We start from the raw sequence: 19485 nt of genomic DNA, 5'->3' as shown, positions 1-19485 counted from the left end.
ACAAGCCTTTGTTGGCAAAAGAATTTGCTTCGCATATAGTTCATCATAGCTGCCGACATAGTTGCCTAAAAGAGCAAAAAATATGAGCCAAGAAACCTTTAAAATCATCGTAGTCGATGACGATGCGCGTCTTCGAAGTTTACTCGAGCGCTATTTAGCTGAACAGGGCTTTCACGTGCGCACAGCCGGTGGAAGTGACCAAATGGATCGTTTGCTCGAGCGTGAGAACTTTCATTTGATGGTTCTCGATTTAATGCTGCCCGGTGAAGATGGATTATCGATTTGCCGTCGCTTACGCCAACAAAATAACGAGATCCCGATTGTGATGTTGACCGCGAAAGGTGACGAAGTCGATCGGATTATCGGGCTTGAGTTAGGCGCCGATGATTATCTTGCCAAACCATTTAACCCGCGTGAATTATTAGCGCGGGTTCGCGCTGTATTGCGACGTCGAGGCAAGGATATACCTGGTGCGCCAAGCGCTGAAGACGAAGAAATTCGCTTTGGTGAATTCCGTCTCAACCTAGGCACGCGCGAAATGTTTCGTGGTGACGAACCCATGCCCCTAACAAGCGGTGAATTTGCCGTTCTGAAAGCGCTTGTGACGCATCCGCGGCAACCGATGTCTCGTGACAAACTGATGAACCAAGCTCGCGGCCGAGATTATAGTGCATTGGAGCGCAGTATCGATGTGCAAGTTTCACGCCTGCGTCGCATGCTTGAAGCTGACCCAGCAAGCCCACGTTACATTCAAACCGTTTGGGGTTTAGGTTACGTGTTTGTTCCAGACGGCAAAGATTCCGGTAAATAAGCCAACTATGAGACTTTTCCCTCGATCAGCGTTTGCGCGCACTGTGGCGCTGATTGCAGTTCTGCTGCTAATCAACCAAGTTGTTTCCTACATCATGATTGGCTTGTATGTGGTGAAGCCGAGCATGCAGCAAATTAGCAGTGTGGTCGCTCGGCAGGTGCAAGGGATTATGGCGCTCGATCAATGGTTGAATGAGTCGGAAATTTCTCCTGAGCAACAGCAACGCTTGGTTATGCGATATACCGACGCAACTGGCATTGAGGGCATTAGCGAAGACAAAGCGCTTGATTATGGTCTTGCGCAAACGACGACCTATAATTTCTTATCTGCACAACTCTCAGACTTATTGCAGGCCAATACCGAAGTGCGTATTTCTCAGGGCGATGCTTATCGCGTCTGGATACGCACCGAGAGTCTACCGGGCTATTGGTTAGTCATTCAACTTGATAGCTTCGACGAAGCGCGCTTCTCACCATTACTATTTTATTTGGTACTTATTGGTGCATTGAGTGTCTTTGGCGGCATGGTGTTTACCAATTGGCAAAACCGTCCGCTGAAGGCTTTAGAGGCGGCGGCAAAGAAAATTGGGCAGGGCGATTATCCTGACGATTTACCCGAGCGAGGCTCTAGCGAAATTATTGCGGTGACTCGAGCCTTTAACCAAATGACGCAAGGCGTGAAACAACTTGAGCAAGACCGAGCATTGCTTATGGCCGGCGTGTCTCACGACTTACGGACACCGTTGACGCGCATTCGCTTAGCGACAGAAATGATGCCGCCAAGCGAAGATTACTTGGCGGAGGGAATCATCAGCGATATCGATGATATGAACGCCATTATTGACCAGTTTATTGATTATGTTCGCAGCGATACATCAGCTGATAACGACCAACAGAATCTAAACTACATTGTTGAAGATGTTGTCGCTCACGTACCAGATTCATGGCACAGCAAAATCGAAGTGATTTATAACGAGATGCCAGAAGTACTGGTTCGTGAGGTATCGATTAAACGCGTGTTACTTAACCTACTCGAAAATGCCGAGCGTTATGGCCATGAGAAGGTCTTGATTGAAACCGGCTATGACGAGCAACGTCATATGGCGTGGATTAAAGTTTGTGATGATGGCCCAGGCATTCCTGCCAGCCAAATTGAGTACTTACTGCAACCATTCACACAAGCTGATAAAGCGCGCTCAACCAAGGGTTCAGGTCTCGGATTAGCGATTGTGAAGCGCCTTGTTGAGCGCCACCATGGCCGCGTTCTATTTGGTAGCAGTCAGCGGCTTGGTGGGTTATGTGTTCGGGTGGAAATACCTTCGCAATCCAATACCGGCCAAAGTTAACCGCGAACGCGGTTTAAGCCATTCAGTGCGGCAACCCGATAAGCTTCGGCCATAGTTGGATAATTAAAGGTAGTATTAACGAAATACTCAATAGTATTGCCAGCCCCTTTTTGCTCCATTATGGCCTGACCGATATGAATAATTTCCGCCGCACGCTCGCCAAAGCAATGAATTCCCAGCACTTCATTGGTTTCGCGATGGAATAGAATCTTCAAGCTACCAACGGCCATATTTGAAATTTGCGCACGAGCCAAGTGTTTAAACTGCGCGCGACCCACTTCATAAGGAACTTTTTGTGCGGTGAGTTCTTCTTCGGTTTTACCTACCGAACTAATCTCCGGAATAGTGTAAATGCCAGTTGGAATATCGCTAATAAGGCGTTGATCGCACTCACCATCAAGCATCGCTGTGGCACAAATCCGGCCTTGATCATAGGCCGCGCTGGCTAATGACGGATAGCCGATAATATCGCCAACAGCGTAGATATTATCTGTTTTGGTTTGATAGTGATTATTTACTTCAAGTTGGCCGCGGTGATTCGGTTTTAGGCCAACCGCGTTAACGTTGAGTGTTTCGATATTACCCGAGCGACCGTTAGCGAATAATAAGCAGTCGGCATCAATGCGTTTGCCTGATTTCGTATATAAAGTGACACCATCGGCATGGCCTTCAATGCGCTCATATTCTTCATTGTGACGTATGACCACACCACTATTGCGTAAGTGATAGCTCAGCGCATCGGAAATTTCTGCATCGAGAAAGCTCAGCAGCCGCTCCCGGGTGTTAATTAAATCGACTTTTACCCCTAAGCCACGAAAAATACTCGCGTACTCACAACCGATAACACCGGCACCGTAAATAATAATGCTGCGCGGCTCGTGTTCAAGATTAAGTACGGTATCGGAGTCATATAGGCGAGCATGCGAGAAATCGACATCAGGTGGATGGTATGGCCGTGAACCGGTGGCGATAACCACCTGCTTTGTGGTTATATACTCAAGCGTCCCATCGGCTTGCGTAATTTTAAGACGATTGGCATTTTCAAACGAAGCAGTACCGTGAATAACGGTAACGCCATTGCGCTCGTAAAAACTACTGCGCAACCGAACTTGCTTGCGAATCACTCCTTGCGCATGCTTCAAAATTTCGGCAAAGGTGAGGCCGCGTTGAATGCGCTCGGCGGCAAACAGCGGGTTGGCATTATATTCAATGAGTCGACTAACCGAATGGCGCAACGCTTTCGATGGAATGGTTCCCCAGTGCGTGCAGCCACCACCGATGGAGCTGTGCTTTTCGACCATGGCAACTTTGCGGCCATTTTTTGCTAGTTGCATAGCGGCACCTTCGCCGCCTGGGCCACTGCCTATCACTACAGCATCAAATTGCAGATCTGCCTGACTCATCAAATGCTCCTTCTGGTTGTACCGCTTGCTTCTTTGCCGTTATAGTAACGAAAAGCCGATGTATTTAGCCAGTAATATGGAATTCTTATGGCGCACAAACCAGTTCCAGAGATTTTAACTCGCCAAATTGTAGCAACGAGTCGCCTTCTGCGTATTGAAGCAGTTGATTTACGATTCAGTAATGGTGTTGAGCGCCAATTCGAACGCATGGCAAGTAGCGGTCGTGGTGCGGTCATGATTGTTCCGTTTATTGATGACGAAACCCTCATGTTGGTGCGCGAATATGCCGCTGGTTTGCATAACTACCAACTCGGCTTTCCTAAAGGATTGATTGATCCGGGTGAAACTCCGGAGCAGGCCGCGAACCGCGAACTAAAAGAAGAAATTGGTTTCGGCGCAAAACAACTCATTCCACTTAAGAGCGTGACCATGGCGCCACAGTTTTTTTCGGCAACCATGCATATTTTTATCGCCCGCGATTTGTATCCTGAAAGCTTACCAGGTGACGAACCGGAGCCATTGGAAAAGGTGCCGTGGCTATTGAGTAAAACCGACGCATTGTTGGAACAAGAAGACTTCACGGAAGCACGCAGCATTGCCGCTTTGTTGATGACGTTACGGGAGCTTGGCAAGTGACGACAAATAGCTCGGTAGAACAATTACAGGAATGGTTACACGGCGCGGCGGATATTGCGTTGAAAGCTGGCGATCTCATTCTTGAGCTGTATGAAGAACAGGCTTACGAAACGTACGAGAAAGACGATGATTCACCGGTCACGAGTGCCGATTTTGCCGCCAACCGCTTGATTGTTGATGGGCTTACGGCATTGACTCCAGACATTCCAGTTCTCTCCGAAGAAGGCTCACATTTAACCTTTGAAGAACGCCGTCAGTGGCCACGCTATTGGATGATTGATCCGATTGACGGTACACAAGAGTTTATTGCGCGCAGCGGTGATTTTGGTGTGATTATTGCGTTAGTTGAACATAATCAGCCGGTGCTCGGTGTTATTTACTGGCCAGCTGGCGATGTGTTGTATACCGCTCAACGAGGGCAGGGCGCTTTTCGCCGCGATGTGCATGGCTCGCAGCGAATTCATGTGCGCCGCCTTGCGGACCCGATTACTGATGTTTTGCATTTAGCGATTAGTCGGCGTCAGCCTCGCGAACGTGTGCTACAGCGGATGACGAGCGAGCGAGAATTACAACTCGTGCCGGCGGGTAGCTGCTCGTTGAAAGCCTGTATGATTGCCGAGGGGCGTGCCGATTGTTTTCTGCGCGTCGGGCCAACCGGCGAGTGGGATACAGCCGCCGCGGAAGTGATTGTTGGTGAAGCTGGAGGTCGTATTGTCAGTGAAAGCTTTACCCCACTTACCTACAACCAAGAAGCTAATTTAGGCAACCCAAACTTTATTATCCTTGGTGACCCCGATGTGCCCTGGCAGGAAGTATTTATTCATCATCGAAGCGATGATTAGCCGGTAAAATATTCACGGTTTCGTGAAGTTCTGACCACACTAAAATCGCTTCGCCAGCGGCCAGCTGGCGCCGTACATCCTCGACTTTTTCTGCCAAGGACTTCTCTTCGTCGCCGTAATCAGTGCCCTCACGCAACACAAACATCTCAATTAAATTTGTGAGTGTTTCAGAATCGACTTGTTGCCATGGAATTTCCATTAATCTTGCGCCTCTTGTAATGCTTCTTCGGCCGCCATCCATTCTTCTTCTGCTGCGGCAAGCTTGGCCTGTGCCTGCGCTTGTTGTTGAAGAATATCCGCTAGGTCAGCTTTGCGGTCAGCCTCGTACAGTGATGTATCTGCTAACAGGTCGTTAAGAGTTGCAAGTCGTTGTTCCGCTTGCTGCAGCGTTTTTTCTGCCTTGGTAACACGGTCTTTTAATGGCTTCAACGCTTGTCGACGCTCGGCGGCTTGACGCTTCTCGGCCTTTTTATCAGCTTTTCCACTATTGGCACTCGAGGTATTCTGCGAGCTTTGAGCCTGTTGTTTAAGCCAATCGTGATAGGCGTCTAGGTCACCTGCAAATGGCTCTACTTGTTGGTGGGCAACTAAGTAAAACTCATCAACCGTCGTGCGCAATAAATGGCGATCGTGCGACACAATCACCATGGCGCCAGTAAAGTCTTGTAGCGCATAAACGAGCGCCTCTCGCATACTACTATCAAGGTGGTTGGTTGGCTCATCAAGAAGCAGTAGGTTTGGCTTCTGATAAACAATGAGGGCTAAAACTAAGCGTGCTTTTTCGCCGCCCGACATCGGCCCAACTAGGCTGGTGGCAGCATCGCCGGAAAAGCCAAAGCCTCCAACAAAGTCACGCAACTGCTGTTCTGTTGCAAATTTATCAAGTCGCTGCAAGTGCTGCAGGGGCGTCGCTTGCGTATCCAATGTTTCCAGTTGATGCTGGGCGAAGTAACCCAGTTTAACACCCGGATTCAAAGCCACCACGCCTGCTTGTGCGGTTAATTCTCCGGCCAGCAACTTGACCAATGTTGACTTGCCAGCGCCGTTGCGGCCAAGAAGACCAATGCGACTGCCGGGCACCAGGTTAAACTGAATATTTTTTAGAATAACCGCATCGCCATACCCCGCCTGCACTTTTTCAAGCGTTAATAGAGGGTTTGGTAATTGTTCGGGTTCTTTAAACGCAAATTGAAAACCGCTTGCAGCGCGCAACGGTGCACTTGCTTGCAATCGCTCCAAGGCTTTGATGCGGCTTTGTGCTTGCTTGGCTTTGCTCGCTTTGTAACGGAATCGGTCAATATAGCTTTGCAGATGTTTACGCTGGGCTTGTTCTTTTTCGAACTGTGCTTGTTGTTGCGCTAACTGCTCGGCTTGCTGGCGCTCAAAACTACTATAGTTGCCGCTGTAGCTGGTTGCACGCTGGTGTTCGATAAGAACAATCTGCTGCGCGATGGCATCGAGAAAATCGCGGTCGTGCGAAATTACAATTAATGTACCTGGAAAGCGTTGTAACCAATCTTCAAGCCAGAAAATCGCATCAACATCTAAATGGTTGGTGGGTTCATCAAGTAACAACAAATCGGCGCGTGCAATCAAAGCTTGCGCCAAGTTAAGACGCATTCGCCAGCCACCTGAGAATGATTTTACCGGTGCATATATTTGCTCAGGCTCAAAACCTAAACCAGCTAAGAGAGCGGCCGCCCGTGAGGGGGCTTCGTAACCGCCAATTGTAGCAATGGCATCATGCAAGTGCCCAATGGCATTGCCATCTTGCTTGGCTTCGGCGTCAGCAAGTTGTTTTTCCAAGTCGCGGAGCTCTTTATCACCATCAAGCACGTATTCTATAGCAGCCTGTTCAAGTGCAGGCGTTTCTTGCTTTACGCTGGCAATACGCCAGCCACTTGGCAGGTCGCAAGAACCTTGTTCAACGCTAAGTTCGCCGCGAAGCAATGCAAAGAGAGATGACTTACCCGTGCCATTACGACCAACGAGCCCAACGTGATGGCCGGGGAAAATGGTTATGTTTGCATCTTCGAGTAATAACTTGCCGCCGCGCATTAACGACATCGCGCGAATGTTTATCATGAATAGTCCTAACTTGGTGTTCGACTCAGTTTCTGCGACAATTATACCTGATAGCCACAGAGGTGAATATGACTCAAACTCGCAAACGTTTTATCGCTGGTGCGGAATGCCCAGCCTGCCATGCGCAAGATACGCTCATGCTCACCATTAAAGGTGAACAGGAAGAAGTGAGCTGTATACAGTGCGGTCATACGTTTTCAGAACGTGGTGCTAAGCCTCCTGCGGCAAAACAAGCGGAGACGAGTGCGCCAACCGCAACGGGTAAAAGTATTCAATCCGACAGCATTATCGGTATCTTCAAGCCTGAATAAGTTGCCATTGCAGACCTTGTCATTACCCGCTACTGTAAGGTTTCTTAGATTCACGAAAAGGTAGGGTCATGAGTCATCTCGTTTACGCTGGGGTTTGGGTTATTTTAGCCACTGTGATGGTGCAGTGGTTCATCGCGAGCGGCAGTAAAGCAAAGCAACCTGGAGCAATTCCAGGGAAAATTGATGAGCGTTTAAGTCATCAGTCATTCGTGTTCCGTGCCCATCGAACCTTTCAAAATAGCCTTGAGAATGTTCCATTTTTTCTCGCCGCCGTTTTCTTAGCCGTTTTTGCGGGCGTCGATTCGCAATGGTTCGCGATATCAGTTTGGGCGTTTGCCTTTGCTCGTATCATTCACATGTTGCTGTATTACGGCATCGCGACTGAGCGCAATCCGAGTCCACGTAGTTATTTCTTTATGATTGGCATCATCGCCAATATTGTGGTGTTGGTTCAAATCGCCATCAAGTTACTGGCATAAGAAGATTTGCGCAAAATAAGAGAGAAAAGGTTAAACAATGACAGAGCAGCAGTATCCAATTGGCACCCCAGGACAACCTTGGGGTGTTGAAGAAAAACAGCATTGGCTTAAACAACAATCTGTAAAACGGTCATATTTTGATGATGTTGTGACTCAAATTAATCGACTACATGATCAATTTGATGTCGAGCAATATGGCGCGCTCGAATATCCCAACAATACATTTCCGCTGTTTTTACTAAAAACACGAAACTGGGATGCCGCCAAACCAAATGTGTTGGTGACAGGCGGTGTGCACGGCTATGAAACATCAGGCGTTCATGGCGCATTAGCTTTTGCAAAACAGCACGCTGAGTATTACAGCCAATGGTTTAATATTCTCATTGCGCCATGCATTAGCCCATGGGGCTACGAAACCATTAATCGCTGGAATCCGTTTGCCATCGATCCGAACCGTTCGTTCAAAGAGAACAGCCCAGCGGGTGAGTGTGCGGCAATTATGGACTACATCGCGAGTCATCAACTTGAGTTCGTGATGCATATTGATTTGCACGAAACCACCGATACGGACAATTCAGAATTCCGTCCAGCACTTGCGGCTCGCGATGGCAAGGTAAACACCAATTGGAACATCCCGGATGGCTTCTATACCGTTGGTAATTCTGAGAAGCCAACACCGGATTTCCAAAAGGCGATTATTGATTCGGTGCGGCAAGTTACCCACATTGCTCCTGCCGATGACGAAGGCAAAATCATTGGAGCCCCGGTTGAGCAAGAGGGTGTCATTCACTATGCCGGGAAAGAGCTCGGCCTATGTATGGGCTTAACGGATGCCCCGTACGTGAGCACCACCGAGGTCTATCCAGACAGCGCCAATGCATCTCCCGAAGAATGTATTGAGGCACAGGTAGCCGCCGTGAAAGGCGCGTTAGAGTATATGCGACAGCTATAACGACTAAGTTATTTTTGCAAACGGAATGCAGTACTGTGCTGATGAGCCCAACATCTCGCAGACCGACAACAAGAAGGGCAAATCAAAAAGGAAAAATAACATGAACTGGTATCTTACCGTTTTAAAGAAGTATGCGGTTTTCAGTGGTCGCGCACGACGTTCTGAATATTGGTTTTTCGTTTTATTTAACACCATTATTGGTTTCGTGCTTGGGTTTATTGATGGCATTTTAGGGTTCAGTGACCCAGATATGAGCATCGGTGTTCTCGGTGCAATATACAGCTTAGCGGTGCTAATACCGTCTATTGCAGTCGGTGTGCGTCGTTTACATGACACAGACCGTTCTGGTTGGTGGCTATTAATTGCCTTGATTCCGTTGATTGGTGCGATTGTGTTGATCGTCTTCTTTGTGATGGACAGCACGCCAGGTGATAACCGCTTTGGTCCGAACCCGAAGGCGATGGCATGAAGCCTCGAATCTCCTTTATTACCTTAACGGTGGACAACTTGGAGAAAGCCGTCGCGTTTTATCGCGACGGCTTAGGTTGGCCAACTGAGGGCATTATTGGCGAGCAATATGAGAATGGAGCCGCTGCTTTTTTTAAGCTTGAGAATAATCTGATGTTTGCTTTGTGGCCACGGCAAAGTTTGGCAAATGACAGTGGCTTGCCACTGGGGAAAGCCGAGCCAACGCATGTTTTATTGGCACACAATGTTGATTCCGAAGAAGCCGTTGATGCTATTTTGGATGAAGCATCGAAAGCGGGTGCTGCTTGGGTGAAACCAGCAAAAACCACCTCGTGGGGTGGCTATGCCGGTTATTTTATGGACCCTGAAAAACATTTATGGGAAGTGGTATACAATCCGCATTTATGACAACTGACTTGATACCGCAAATCACTGCGCAAACTAAAGCTTGGGTAGACCAAGTGATTGTTCAATTTAATTTATGCCCGTTTGCGCGTCGTGAAGTTGAACAACAAACCATTCACTATCAGGTGGAGACGAGTGCCGATATTGCGGAACAGCTCCAAGCATTACTCAAATTAATACAGAAACTCGATACTCAGCCTGATATTGCGACGGCGCTGCTGATTCTGCCAAACGGAGTGAGCGATTTTGATGACTATCTTGATTTAGTCGACTATGCAGAGCGCTTACTCGAACTCGAGGGGTACGACGGAGTCTATCAACTCGCCACGTTTCACCCAGAATATCAGTTTGCCGATAGTGATGCTGACGATGCTGCAAACTATACTAATCGCGCCCCATACCCAATGCTTCACGTGCTTCGCGAGGACAGTGTCGCCAACGCACTGGCAAGCTACACAAAGCCGGAGCGAATCCCCGAACGAAATATTGATTTTGCCAGACAAAAAGGCGCCGATTTCTTTGCTAAGATTCTAGACGATATCGCTAAAATTAAGAGTTAACACCACTTCAATGACGGAGGACTTATGCAAGCAAATTGGCATGCGATGCCGCCTGCAGCTGTTCTCCAACAGACCCAATCCAACACTAGTGGCTTAACGAGCGTTGAAGCTGAACAACGGTTTCACGAACAGGGGCCGAATACACTTCCGGCGATAAAGACTGAGCCAGCATGGAAACGTTTCATCCGGCAGTTTCATAATGTACTTATCTACGTTCTTTTAGCGGCAACTGGCGTCACGCTATTACTGCAACATTATGTCGACGCGGTGGTGATATTTGCCGTCGTTGTTATCAATGCGATTATTGGTTATTACCAAGAAGGCAAGGCGGAGTCGGCACTTGCCGGATTACGTCATATGCTGGCGCCAACCGCTTTAGTCGTGCGTGACGGTAAACGACAGCAACTTCCAGCTGAACAGTTGGTTGTCGGAGATATCGTGATATTAGAGGCGGGGGCTCGCGTTCCGGCTGATCTCCGCCTACTAGAAACCTTTAGCCTTCAGGTGCAAGAGGCGGTACTGACTGGTGAATCGCACGCGGTGACCAAACAGACCGAAGATCTCGCCGAACAAACAGCGTTAGGCAGTCGTTCAAATATGGCCTACCTTGGCACCTGGGTGACTACTGGGCATGCGCAAGGCGTGGTGGTTGCGACAGGTTCCAGTACGGAGTTTGGTCGTATTGGTGTGATGTTGACAGAAGTATCGAAATTAACGACACCGTTGGTTGAACAAACCGCACGTTTTTCGAAATGGCTGACGTTTCTAATTCTTTTCTTTGCTGGCGCTCTGCTCGCTTATGCAAGTTGGTTGCAACTCAAGCCATTTGCTGAGCTATTCATGATTATGGTGAGCATCGCTGTTGCGGCGATACCTGAGGGCTTGCCAGCGGTGATGACCATCACACTGGCTGTTGGCGTACAAGCGATGGCGCGACGCCATGCCATTGTGCGCCACCTGCCAAGTATCGAAACTCTCGGTGCAGTCTCAGTGATCTGTACCGATAAAACGGGAACGTTAACGCGAAACGAAATGATGGTCGCAGCGCTCTCGTTGAGCGATGCCCAGTTTAATATAACCGGCGATGGTTATGCGCCGAATGGCGAAGTGATCAATGCGACGGTTGACACTGCTTTGGTCAGCGATGAGGCGCGTTTGCGTGATATTGGGCGCATAGCACTGCTATGTAACGATGCACAGTTACATGAATCGGCAGACGGCTGGCAAGTTGTGGGTGATCCGATGGAAGGCGCGCTACTAGCTTTCGCAGCAAAACTCGGCATTTCGGTTGAACACGATCGCCGGCAATGGCATCGCCACGATGAAATTCCTTTTGATGCCGAAACGCGCTACATGGCGACGTTAGATCATGATCATCAAGGGCATGCGTTTGTCAGTGTAAAAGGCGCGCCTGAGCAAATCCTAACGATGTGTTCTTGGCAGTATGCGGTGGGACGGCAGGTTACCGAACTTAATCGTGACTACTGGCTGGCCGAAGCCAAGCGGCTTGCCGCACAAGGATTGCGTGTGTTGGCATTGGCGCAACGCCAAATGGCGGATACTGATGTCGTGCTTGAGCAATCAGAGTTGAGCAAAGACCTTGTTCTGGTTGGTTTGGTTGGGCTCATCGATCCGCCACGTGCGGAAACAATCGCGGCGATACAACAGTGTCGCCAAGCTGGTATTGGTGTGAAAATGATTACTGGCGACCATCCCGGAACTGCGACAGCGATTGCACATCAAGTCGGCATTGAAAATGCGGATAAGGTACTGACCGGCAGCGAGCTTGATAATTTATCTGATGAACAATTCAACGACACCGTAAAAGAAGTGCATGTGTTCGCCCGTACCAGCCCTGCGCATAAATTGCGCTTAGTTCAGGCGTTACAAGCACAGCAGCAAGTCGTGGCGATGACCGGCGATGGCGTGAATGATGCGCCGGCTCTAAAACGTGCTGATGTTGGCATCGTCATGGGTATTCGCGGTAGTGAAGCGACCAAGCAAGCAGCAGATGTGGTTCTCACTGACGATAACTTTGCCTCCATTGTCGCTGCAGTGCAGCAAGGGCGCACCGTTTACGATAACCTCAAGAAGGTGATTAGCTGGGATATTCCAACCAGTGTTGGCGAATCTATGGCAATTATTCTCGCCTTGTTACTGGGGTTGGCATTACCCATTACACCAGTTCAGCTGTTGTGGGTGAATTTGGTGACCGCCATCACCTTAGGTTTAACGTTAGCGTTCGAACCGACGGAGCCGAATAGTATGAAACGACCGCCACGACATCGTTCAGAACCCTTGTTACGCGGCGCTTTAGTATGGCACGTTGTATTTGTTTCGATATTATTTGTTATTGCTCTATACGGGGTGTTTCAATACGCCCTCAATCAAGGTCAGAGCCTTGAAGTTGCGCGCAGCATGGCACTGAATACAGCGGTTGTGCTCGAAATCTTTCATCTTTTCTTTATCCGCAATATTTATGGTGCTTCGCTTACATGGCGGGCCCTCCGAGGCACTCGTCCATTATGGACAGCAGTTATTTTGATTGTCATGGCGCAAGCACTGGCCACTTATGTGCAACCGCTACAACAGCTCTTTGGTATCGCTGCGCTTGACTGGCACGAGGTATTACTCGTACTGCTGATTGGGGTGGCGCTATTGGTAACAGTTGAATTTGAGAAGCAATTACGAATCCGGTTTTTTAACTGGCGATTGTAACGTTTGTGCTCAAGAAAATTACGTCCGTGCCGATAAGTTGGTTATCTGTTGTTGTAGAATAGGTCCGCTAATAACGATGAATTTATCAACTCTGCTCGGCATGCTCTCGGGTATCGCCATTGTTGTCCTTTCAATATTTCTAACTGCGGCCGATGCTTGGGCGTTTGTGAACTTACCCGGGCTTGCAATTGTGCTCGGTGGTACCTTCGCAGCAACTTTATTGGCCTATCCGTTACGAGAAGTTATTCGGGTATTTAAAATTCTCTGGATTGTTCTGCGCAATGAAAAAATGTACGCCCATGACGACCAAAAAGAATTGGTGGAAGTTGCTCGACAACTCGTTCAAGGGCGAATCGCCAATGCTGAAGATCAACTCGCGCAAGTTAAGAATCCTTTCTTAAAGACGGGGCTTCAATTACTGATTGATGGCACGCCAACGCAAGATATTGCTGAGTTACTTGAGTGGCGTATCTTAAAGATGAAAATCAAAGAGCGTGCTGAAGCTCAGGTATACCGTACTATGGCAGCTTTCGCACCGGCCTTCGGCATGTTGGGAACGCTTGTTGGTTTGGTCAATATGCTGCACGGCATGGGTAGCAGTAGCATGACTGAAATTGGCGTGGATATGGCCTTCGCGTTGCTAACGACATTATATGGTGTGGTGTTGGCAAACATGTTTTTTAAACCAATTGCGATTAAATTTGAGCGTCGAACCGAACGCCGTGTGCAACTGATGAATATGATTCTTGAAGGTATTTTACTCGTCGCACGAGGCCGTAGCCCTGGCTATATTCGTGAATATTTATCAACATTCTTTGCTCACGTTGAAGACGAATTAGATATTCACGAACACGAAGCATTGCAAAAGAATTCGTCAGAACCGGCACAAGAGCGAGTTTAGGCATGAGCAATGAACCGACGCTCAATGAGTTAATCGAACGTCATGCTGGCGCGCCAACAGAAACGAATCGGGAGCGCGCGCAAATTGCTGATGGCGGTGCACAGAATATTGCTTCGCGGATGCTCAGCAGAACGCCACGAAGTCATTTAGACGAATCGCCAGAAGTTAATCAAGAAGAAGATAGTTGGGTAACCACCTATATGGATTTGTTGACGTTGCTGTTGGTTCTTTTTGTTGTGCTTCTTGCCAATGCAGATTTGTCCGGCGAGTCAAAATCGGCTAACCAAAGTTTAGTTGCGCAGGGTGGCCTAGGTGCAATGCAATCGCGTATTGAAGAGCAGTTCGCTGGTGCTGGTTTGGGCGATTCTGTTAACGTGAGCTTGTCGCCAGGAAAGTTAAATATTCGTTTAAACGACAAAATTTTGTTCGATAGTGGCGAGGCAGAATTTAATCAGCAGGCTGCAGCGGTGATGCAACCGTTACTCACGATGTTGGCAGATTCAGACCTTCACATCAGTGTGGAAGGGCATACCGATAATCTACCCATTAACACGCCGCGTTTCCCAAGCAACTGGGAGCTGTCAGCGGCGCGTGCGATATCGGTTGTACGTTATTTGCAAACGAATGGAATTAATGCGGAGCGATTGCGAGCGATAGGTTATGCAGACAGCCAGCCGCTTCAAAGTAATTCGACAACAGCGGGGCGAAGCGAGAACCGTCGCGTGAACCTCGTGTTGACGGAGGCTCCGGCGATTTCTGTTGAGTAAATTTAGTTTTACTCAATCCTTTCACTTCTCACATTGTTCATGGGCGCGCCGCTCGCTACTATGCAACCGTGAATTCAACGGTACGCAAGTGGGGGCGCAATCATGTACAAATTCTTATTGGGACTAATCATGAGCACCATGGTGATTTTGGTTGCTTGCAGTCCGCAAGAACAAGAAACCTTTGTGAAAAGCTCGAGCATTAAAGAGCCTTCTACTCCGGTGGCTAAGCATCACGCGGGAGCCCCTTCTCAACAGCGCGGACAAGTCGAACTACCTGTTTTTCAACTTTAACGGCACCACTGCGTTGCCGTTCAAGCGCCCAATCAATGTGTTCGGCAACCATTTCAGAAACATCGGGGCGACGTTTTTCTAGTGCTTTGATTATGTCGGTATCGGTTGGCGCATTCCCCATCGCTACAGCCAAATTGCGTAGCCAGCAATCATAGCCAATACGGCGAATCGGCGAACCTTCAGTACGCTTCAAAAACGTTTCTTCATTCCACTGCCATAACTCGAGTAACTCTGGCGCATGCAATTCCTGTCGGGGCGAAAAATCGCCTTCATCGGTTAGTTGAGCATAGCGGTTCCACGGGCAAATCAATTGGCAATCATCACAGCCATAGATTCGATTCCCCATAAGTGGGCGGTACTCTTCCGGAATGCTGTCGCGTAATTCGATGGTTAAGTAAGAAATGCAGCGGCGTGCATCGAGTACATAGGGCTCCACAATGGCTTGCGTGGGACAAATAGTGATGCAAGCACTGCAAGTACCACACTTCTCCTCAACTTCGCTATCGGTAGGCAACGGCAAATTAACCAATAATTCGCCTAAAAAAAACCATGAGCCGCTACCTTCATCAAGCACCAGAGTGTGTTTTCCACGCCAGCCGAGTCCTGCTTTTATGGCCAAAGGTTTTTCCATAATCGGCGCAGAATCGACGAAAGGTCGAAAATCTAGCTCAGCGCAGGCTTCTTGAATTTTTTCACCGAGTTGCTTGAGCCGTTTGCGCATCAATTTGTGGTAGTCGCGTCCCAATGCATAGCGGCTGATATAGCCCAGGCGCGGGTTTTTTAAAGTTTTTGCAAAGCCAGCCTCAGCCGGCAGATAGTTCATACGCACAGAAATCGCGCGCACGGCACCTTCGTGTAGTTGGTCGGGGCGGGTGCGTAATGCCTCATGACGCGCCATCCATTCCATGTCGCCATGCATACCTTGCTCTAACCAGCGGCGCAAATGCTCACGTTCAGTGCTGAGATCGACATCGGTAATACCAACCTTTTGGAACCCCAATTCGGCGCCCCAGCGTTTAATATCTTCGGCCAGTTGGTGATAATCCATAGAATTCGATTTATCCTCTACACTAATAGTGCACGTAATAAGTCAACGTGATGTGGCGCTAACATAGCAAAAACGGCCAAGGGATGCACCGATGTCATTCGATTTAACCAGTATGATCTACACCGCAGAGCAAGTACGAACTGGTGAGCAACAAGCCGCTGCTGCTTGCGATGTGAGTATGGCACAACTGATGCAGCGTGCCGCACAAGCATGTTTGGGCGCAATTCAAGCGAAACAGCCAGCTCCCGCAAACTTGTTGATCGTCTGCGGGCCAGGTAATAACGGTGGTGATGGCTGGGTACTAGCACGCTTGGCGCAGCATGCAGGCTACAAAGTGCAAGTTGCAGCGGTTCAGCCAAGCTCGGAACTAGCGGTGCTTGCGGCACAAGCCTGGCGTGACCAAGGTGGACTGGTGCTTGAACTTGAATCATTGTCAGCCGAGCACTTTCAAGGCATCGATATTGTTATCGACGCGATGCTAGGCAACGGGCTCAGCCGCAACTTGACGGCACCATTTGTCGATGCGGTTGAATTGATTAATCGCTATGGGCGTCATTGCTGGATCTTGAGTGTTGATGTTCCGACCGGTTTAGATAGTGACACTGGGGTAGCGAAGCCAAAGGCTGTTCAAGCCGACTGCACAGTAACGATGATTGCGCTGAAGGTCGGGTTAGTCACCGGCGAGGCCGCGGACTATTGTGGCGACATTGTGCTGGCTGATCTGGGTATTAGTAAGGCTTTTTTCCGCACACCAGCAACGCTGCGCGTTATACAGAGTAATTTGGTGAGTGAGCACTTACAACGCCGTCGTAAATCGTCCCATAAGGGAGATTATGGTCACGTATTAATTGTTGGGGGCGGTGTTGGCATGAGTGGTGCTGCTGTGTTAGCGGGACGAGCGGCATTAAGATGTGGTGCTGGAAAGGTATCCATTGCCTGCCACCGTGATTCGCAACTGGCCATCGCATCGGCACAACCCGAATTGATGGTGCATGCCGTAGCGAATGATTTAACCGAGTTGTTAGAGGTAGCAACAACGGTGGTGATTGGACCGGGACTTGGCCAAACACCATGGGCAAGAGTATTAGTTGAACAAGTAGCAAAATGGCCGGGGACAGTCGTGTGGGATGCGGATGCACTTAACAGCCTTGCCAAAGCTCCGTTATCGAAACCAGATAAACATGATTGGTTGTTTACCCCTCACCCCGCCGAAGCTGCTCGTTTATTGCGTTGCGCCACGCAAGACGTTACTGCGAATCGACTTCAGGCACTTACACAAATTTGTCAGAACTTTCATGCGTATGCGTTACTCAAAGGAGCAGGAACATTAGTGAAGTCGCCGTACCAACAGGATGCATGGGTATGTCGTCGAGGTTCACCAGCTTTAGCAGTAGGTGGTAGTGGGGATGTATTAAGCGGGGTTGTTGGCGCTTTGTTGGCACAGAATGTGTCGCAACCCGTAGCGCAACAAATTCCGCTTGAACAGGTACTTGCAATGGCTGCATGGTTGCACGCTGTAGCTGGCGAAAATGCTGCGCAACATGGAGAACGTGGTACACTACCGAGCGATTTAATGGCCGAACTTCGCGCCCTTGTGAATCCGCACCAGTTACTGACAACCGGTGCTTGAAAAAAACGCTGAATGAGTAGGGGTTCATGCACAAGCAGACATTGTTTTTGAAAGATGAAGCGGCGTTACTGGATACTGCACGCGCGCTTGCTGATGGGGTTAAAGCACACGAAGAAGAACTAGCCGAGAGCGGCTTGACGATTTATTTGTTAGGTGAACTGGGCGCTGGGAAAACGACGTTTAGTCGCGGATTTATTCAACAGCTTGGTCATCAGGGGCATGTGAAAAGCCCGACGTACACGTTAGTTGAGAGCTATGAGTTAGAGCCTTGGCAAATTAATCATTTTGATTTGTATCGCCTAGCCGATCCAGAAGAGCTTGAATTTATGGGCATCCGTGATTACCTTGGAACCCATAGAATCATTTTGGCCGAATGGCCGCAACGTGGCAAAGGCTATTTACCACAGCCCGATATAATTATAACGATTGATTATGCGGATACTGCGCGATCAATCACCTTAGAAGCGCTAACAGAACGAGGTCGAGAGTTACTCGATACGATGTAATGCGAAACTTTTTAGCGAAAGCGGCGGTGTTGTGCTGGCTATTAGGCAGTGCGGCGTACGCGAACGATATTGACAATATCCGTATCTGGCCAGCTCCGGATAATACGCGCGTTGTTTTTGATCTGGGAACAAGCCCAGATTACAGCTACTTTACACTGTATCAGGCACCGCCTTATCGTTTAGTGATTGATTTTAATGCCACCAAACTTAATGTCGATCTTGCTAAGCTGCAAAACGAATCATTGCTCATTAAAAAAATTCGTACCAGCACCCCAAAAGATAAAAACTCAACGCGTATCGTGTTAGAGCTAAGTGACAAAATCGATGCGAAAGTATTTCCTCTGGCAGCAAATGATCGCTACGGCGAGCGCTTAGTCATTGACCTTCCAGGACGCTCGATTGAACGACGTTCTGAAGCGTTAACCGTCGAGCAATTACAAGAACGAAAAGTCACTATCGCAATAGATGCAGGTCACGGTGGCGATGACCCCGGCTCAATTGGACCTCGTGGTACTTTTGAGAAACACGTTGTACTTAAAATAGCGAAAGCGTTGGCTGATATCATTAACCAAGACAGTGCAATGCAAGCTTATTTAATACGCTCAGGTGATTATTACGTGGGCCTAAAGGATCGAACTCGCAAAGCCGAAGACATCAAAGCCGATTTATTAGTGTCGATTCACGCAGACGCCTTCACCAGTCCGCAGCCTCGTGGGGCATCGGTGTGGGTGCTGTCCACACGTCGCGCAAACAACGAAATGGGTCGAATGCTCGAAAATAAAGAGCGCATGTCGGATGTAATCGGTGGTGTCGATATGCGCCTAGAAGAGGATGATACCTACGGTTACATCAGTAAAACCATTCTTGATTTGAGTATGGGGCACGCCATGAGTACTGGCTACGAAATGGCGAAAGAGGTTATAGCAGAAATGGGACGCGTTGCTCGTATGCATAAGCACGAGCCGCAACACGCGAGTTTGGCGGTTTTAACCTCCGGTAATGTCCCGTCGATGTTGGTCGAGACTGGGTTTATTTCAAACCCACAAGAAGAACAGCAGTTGTTGACCAATAAACATCAACAGCAACTCGCGCGAGCGATTTATCAGGGTGTGCGTAATTATTTTCAGCGTCGTCCGCCGGACGGTACCTTGTTTGCTACGAGCCGAAGTAAAACGCATATTGTGCGTTCGGGCGAATCGTTGTCGGTTTTAGCGCAGCGTTACAACACCACGGTTAAAGCAATCAAAGAGCGCAATAGCCTTTCAAGCAACGTGCTGCACATTGGTCAAAAGCTAGAAATTCCGTCGTCATAATATTAGGTTTCGGT

20 protein-coding genes are annotated in these 19485 nt (G+C 48.8%); 16 read left to right on the top strand and 4 right to left on the bottom strand.

All coding sequences use genetic code 11. The features are described 5' to 3' along the window. Positions 1–82: 82 nt before the first annotated feature. Positions 83–811 carry a two-component system response regulator OmpR gene (ompR, locus tag LG272_RS00835; RefSeq protein ID WP_404408990.1) on the top strand — a complete coding sequence of 243 codons (729 nt, stop codon included), beginning with the start codon at positions 83–85 and terminating at the stop codon, positions 809–811. A 7-nt stretch (positions 812–818) separates the two neighbouring features. Beyond that, positions 819–2156, top strand: coding sequence for a two-component system sensor histidine kinase EnvZ (gene envZ, locus LG272_RS00830; RefSeq protein WP_126759632.1), 1338 nt, complete (start codon positions 819–821; stop codon positions 2154–2156). Here the strand turns inward: envZ and sthA are convergent. Continuing rightward, positions 2153–3559, bottom strand: coding sequence for a Si-specific NAD(P)(+) transhydrogenase (gene sthA / locus LG272_RS00825; RefSeq protein WP_126759631.1), 1407 nt, complete (start codon positions 3557–3559; stop codon positions 2153–2155). The two genes, envZ and sthA, sit on opposite strands and share 4 nt — an antisense overlap. A gap of 87 nt (positions 3560–3646) precedes the next feature. Between sthA and nudE the strand changes: the two genes are divergently transcribed. Beyond that, a complete protein-coding gene (nudE, locus tag LG272_RS00820; RefSeq protein ID WP_404408987.1) occupies positions 3647–4195 on the top strand; it encodes an ADP compounds hydrolase NudE in 549 nt (182 codons plus the stop codon). Continuing rightward, positions 4192–5037, top strand: a complete 846-nt coding sequence (gene cysQ / locus LG272_RS00815) for a 3'(2'),5'-bisphosphate nucleotidase CysQ (RefSeq protein ID WP_404408985.1) — start codon at positions 4192–4194, stop codon at positions 5035–5037. The genes nudE and cysQ overlap by 4 nt, the downstream gene beginning before the upstream one ends. Here the strand turns inward: cysQ and LG272_RS00810 are convergent. Next, entirely contained in the window at positions 5012–5236 is a 225-nt protein-coding gene (locus LG272_RS00810) for a YheU family protein (RefSeq protein WP_404408983.1), read from the bottom strand. The two genes, cysQ and LG272_RS00810, sit on opposite strands and share 26 nt — an antisense overlap. Beyond that, positions 5236–7122 carry an ATP-binding cassette domain-containing protein gene (locus LG272_RS00805; RefSeq protein ID WP_404408981.1) on the bottom strand — a complete coding sequence of 629 codons (1887 nt, stop codon included), beginning with the start codon at positions 7120–7122 and terminating at the stop codon, positions 5236–5238. Before LG272_RS00805 ends, LG272_RS00810 begins: the two co-directional genes overlap by 1 nt. A 68-nt stretch (positions 7123–7190) precedes the next feature. Between LG272_RS00805 and LG272_RS00800 the strand changes: the two genes are divergently transcribed. The 9 genes from LG272_RS00800 (at position 7191) to LG272_RS00760 (ending at position 14683) form a co-directional block, all read left to right on the top strand. Next, positions 7191–7433, top strand: a complete 243-nt coding sequence (locus LG272_RS00800) for a YheV family putative zinc ribbon protein (protein WP_126759626.1) — start codon at positions 7191–7193, stop codon at positions 7431–7433. A 68-nt stretch (positions 7434–7501) separates the two neighbouring features. Next, positions 7502–7912, top strand: coding sequence for an MAPEG family protein (locus LG272_RS00795; RefSeq protein WP_126759625.1), 411 nt, complete (start codon positions 7502–7504; stop codon positions 7910–7912). A 37-nt stretch (positions 7913–7949) separates the two neighbouring features. Next, entirely contained in the window at positions 7950–8864 is a 915-nt protein-coding gene (locus tag LG272_RS00790; RefSeq protein WP_404408978.1) for a M14 family metallocarboxypeptidase, read from the top strand. 100 nt (positions 8865–8964) lie between these two features. Further along, positions 8965–9333, top strand: coding sequence for a DUF805 domain-containing protein (locus tag LG272_RS00785; protein WP_404408976.1), 369 nt, complete (start codon positions 8965–8967; stop codon positions 9331–9333). Next, positions 9330–9740 (top strand): VOC family protein, encoded by a 411-nt coding sequence (locus tag LG272_RS00780; protein ID WP_126759622.1) that lies wholly within the window; start codon positions 9330–9332, stop codon positions 9738–9740. The genes LG272_RS00785 and LG272_RS00780 overlap by 4 nt, the downstream gene beginning before the upstream one ends. Then, on the top strand, positions 9737–10297 hold the full coding sequence (locus LG272_RS00775) for a DUF1415 domain-containing protein (RefSeq protein ID WP_404408974.1): 561 nt from the start codon (positions 9737–9739) through the stop codon (positions 10295–10297). Before LG272_RS00780 ends, LG272_RS00775 begins: the two co-directional genes overlap by 4 nt. Positions 10298–10321: 24 nt before the next feature. Further along, on the top strand, positions 10322–13015 hold the full coding sequence (locus LG272_RS00770; protein WP_404408972.1) for a cation-translocating P-type ATPase: 2694 nt from the start codon (positions 10322–10324) through the stop codon (positions 13013–13015). A gap of 76 nt (positions 13016–13091) precedes the next feature. After that, complete coding sequence (locus tag LG272_RS00765; RefSeq protein WP_404408970.1) at positions 13092–13916, top strand: motility protein A; 825 nt, start codon at positions 13092–13094, stop codon at positions 13914–13916. A 2-nt stretch (positions 13917–13918) separates the two neighbouring features. Further along, positions 13919–14683, top strand: a complete 765-nt coding sequence (locus LG272_RS00760) for a flagellar motor protein MotB (protein ID WP_404408968.1) — start codon at positions 13919–13921, stop codon at positions 14681–14683. 223 nt (positions 14684–14906) lie between these two features. On the opposite strand, the gene queG is transcribed toward LG272_RS00760, so the two are convergent. After that, positions 14907–16022: a tRNA epoxyqueuosine(34) reductase QueG gene (gene queG, locus LG272_RS00755; RefSeq protein WP_404408966.1), complete on the bottom strand. Its 1116-nt coding sequence runs from the start codon at positions 16020–16022 to the stop codon at positions 14907–14909. Between the two features lie 91 nt (positions 16023–16113). Between queG and LG272_RS00750 the strand changes: the two genes are divergently transcribed. From LG272_RS00750 to LG272_RS00740, 3 genes are read left to right on the top strand one after another with little or no spacing between them, the layout of a single operon-like run. Next, positions 16114–17652 carry an NAD(P)H-hydrate dehydratase gene (locus tag LG272_RS00750; protein WP_404408964.1) on the top strand — a complete coding sequence of 513 codons (1539 nt, stop codon included), beginning with the start codon at positions 16114–16116 and terminating at the stop codon, positions 17650–17652. 26 nt (positions 17653–17678) lie between these two features. Next, positions 17679–18158 (top strand): tRNA (adenosine(37)-N6)-threonylcarbamoyltransferase complex ATPase subunit type 1 TsaE, encoded by a 480-nt coding sequence (gene tsaE, locus LG272_RS00745; RefSeq protein ID WP_126759617.1) that lies wholly within the window; start codon positions 17679–17681, stop codon positions 18156–18158. Then, on the top strand, positions 18158–19471 hold the full coding sequence (locus LG272_RS00740) for an N-acetylmuramoyl-L-alanine amidase (protein ID WP_404408962.1): 1314 nt from the start codon (positions 18158–18160) through the stop codon (positions 19469–19471). The genes tsaE and LG272_RS00740 overlap by 1 nt, the downstream gene beginning before the upstream one ends. Positions 19472–19485 lie beyond the last annotated feature (14 nt).

The organism is Pseudidiomarina marina, assembly GCF_044807045.1.
GTDB classification, from domain to species: domain Bacteria; phylum Pseudomonadota; class Gammaproteobacteria; order Enterobacterales; family Alteromonadaceae; genus Pseudidiomarina; species Pseudidiomarina marina.
This window is presented reverse-complemented; position numbering and strand designations above follow the sequence as displayed.

Excerpts from the sequence above, each read along its gene's own strand:
- ompR (WP_404408990.1), top strand. The coding sequence starts at position 83 with ATGAGCCAAGAAACCTTTAAAATCATCGTAGTCGATGACGATGCGCGT.
- envZ (WP_126759632.1), top strand. The coding sequence starts at position 819 with ATGAGACTTTTCCCTCGATCAGCGTTTGCGCGCACTGTGGCGCTGATT.
- sthA (WP_126759631.1), bottom strand. The coding sequence starts at position 3,559 with ATGAGTCAGGCAGATCTGCAATTTGATGCTGTAGTGATAGGCAGTGGC.
- nudE (WP_404408987.1), top strand. The coding sequence starts at position 3,647 with ATGGCGCACAAACCAGTTCCAGAGATTTTAACTCGCCAAATTGTAGCA.
- LG272_RS00810 (WP_404408983.1), bottom strand. The coding sequence starts at position 5,236 with ATGGAAATTCCATGGCAACAAGTCGATTCTGAAACACTCACAAATTTA.
- LG272_RS00805 (WP_404408981.1), bottom strand. The coding sequence starts at position 7,122 with ATGATAAACATTCGCGCGATGTCGTTAATGCGCGGCGGCAAGTTATTA.
- LG272_RS00800 (WP_126759626.1), top strand. The coding sequence starts at position 7,191 with ATGACTCAAACTCGCAAACGTTTTATCGCTGGTGCGGAATGCCCAGCC.
- LG272_RS00795 (WP_126759625.1), top strand. The coding sequence starts at position 7,502 with ATGAGTCATCTCGTTTACGCTGGGGTTTGGGTTATTTTAGCCACTGTG.
- LG272_RS00790 (WP_404408978.1), top strand. The coding sequence starts at position 7,950 with ATGACAGAGCAGCAGTATCCAATTGGCACCCCAGGACAACCTTGGGGT.
- LG272_RS00785 (WP_404408976.1), top strand. The coding sequence starts at position 8,965 with ATGAACTGGTATCTTACCGTTTTAAAGAAGTATGCGGTTTTCAGTGGT.
- LG272_RS00780 (WP_126759622.1), top strand. The coding sequence starts at position 9,330 with ATGAAGCCTCGAATCTCCTTTATTACCTTAACGGTGGACAACTTGGAG.
- LG272_RS00775 (WP_404408974.1), top strand. The coding sequence starts at position 9,737 with ATGACAACTGACTTGATACCGCAAATCACTGCGCAAACTAAAGCTTGG.
- LG272_RS00770 (WP_404408972.1), top strand. The coding sequence starts at position 10,322 with ATGCAAGCAAATTGGCATGCGATGCCGCCTGCAGCTGTTCTCCAACAG.
- LG272_RS00765 (WP_404408970.1), top strand. The coding sequence starts at position 13,092 with ATGAATTTATCAACTCTGCTCGGCATGCTCTCGGGTATCGCCATTGTT.
- LG272_RS00760 (WP_404408968.1), top strand. The coding sequence starts at position 13,919 with ATGAGCAATGAACCGACGCTCAATGAGTTAATCGAACGTCATGCTGGC.
- queG (WP_404408966.1), bottom strand. The coding sequence starts at position 16,022 with ATGGATTATCACCAACTGGCCGAAGATATTAAACGCTGGGGCGCCGAA.
- LG272_RS00750 (WP_404408964.1), top strand. The coding sequence starts at position 16,114 with ATGTCATTCGATTTAACCAGTATGATCTACACCGCAGAGCAAGTACGA.
- tsaE (WP_126759617.1), top strand. The coding sequence starts at position 17,679 with ATGCACAAGCAGACATTGTTTTTGAAAGATGAAGCGGCGTTACTGGAT.
- LG272_RS00740 (WP_404408962.1), top strand. The coding sequence starts at position 18,158 with ATGCGAAACTTTTTAGCGAAAGCGGCGGTGTTGTGCTGGCTATTAGGC.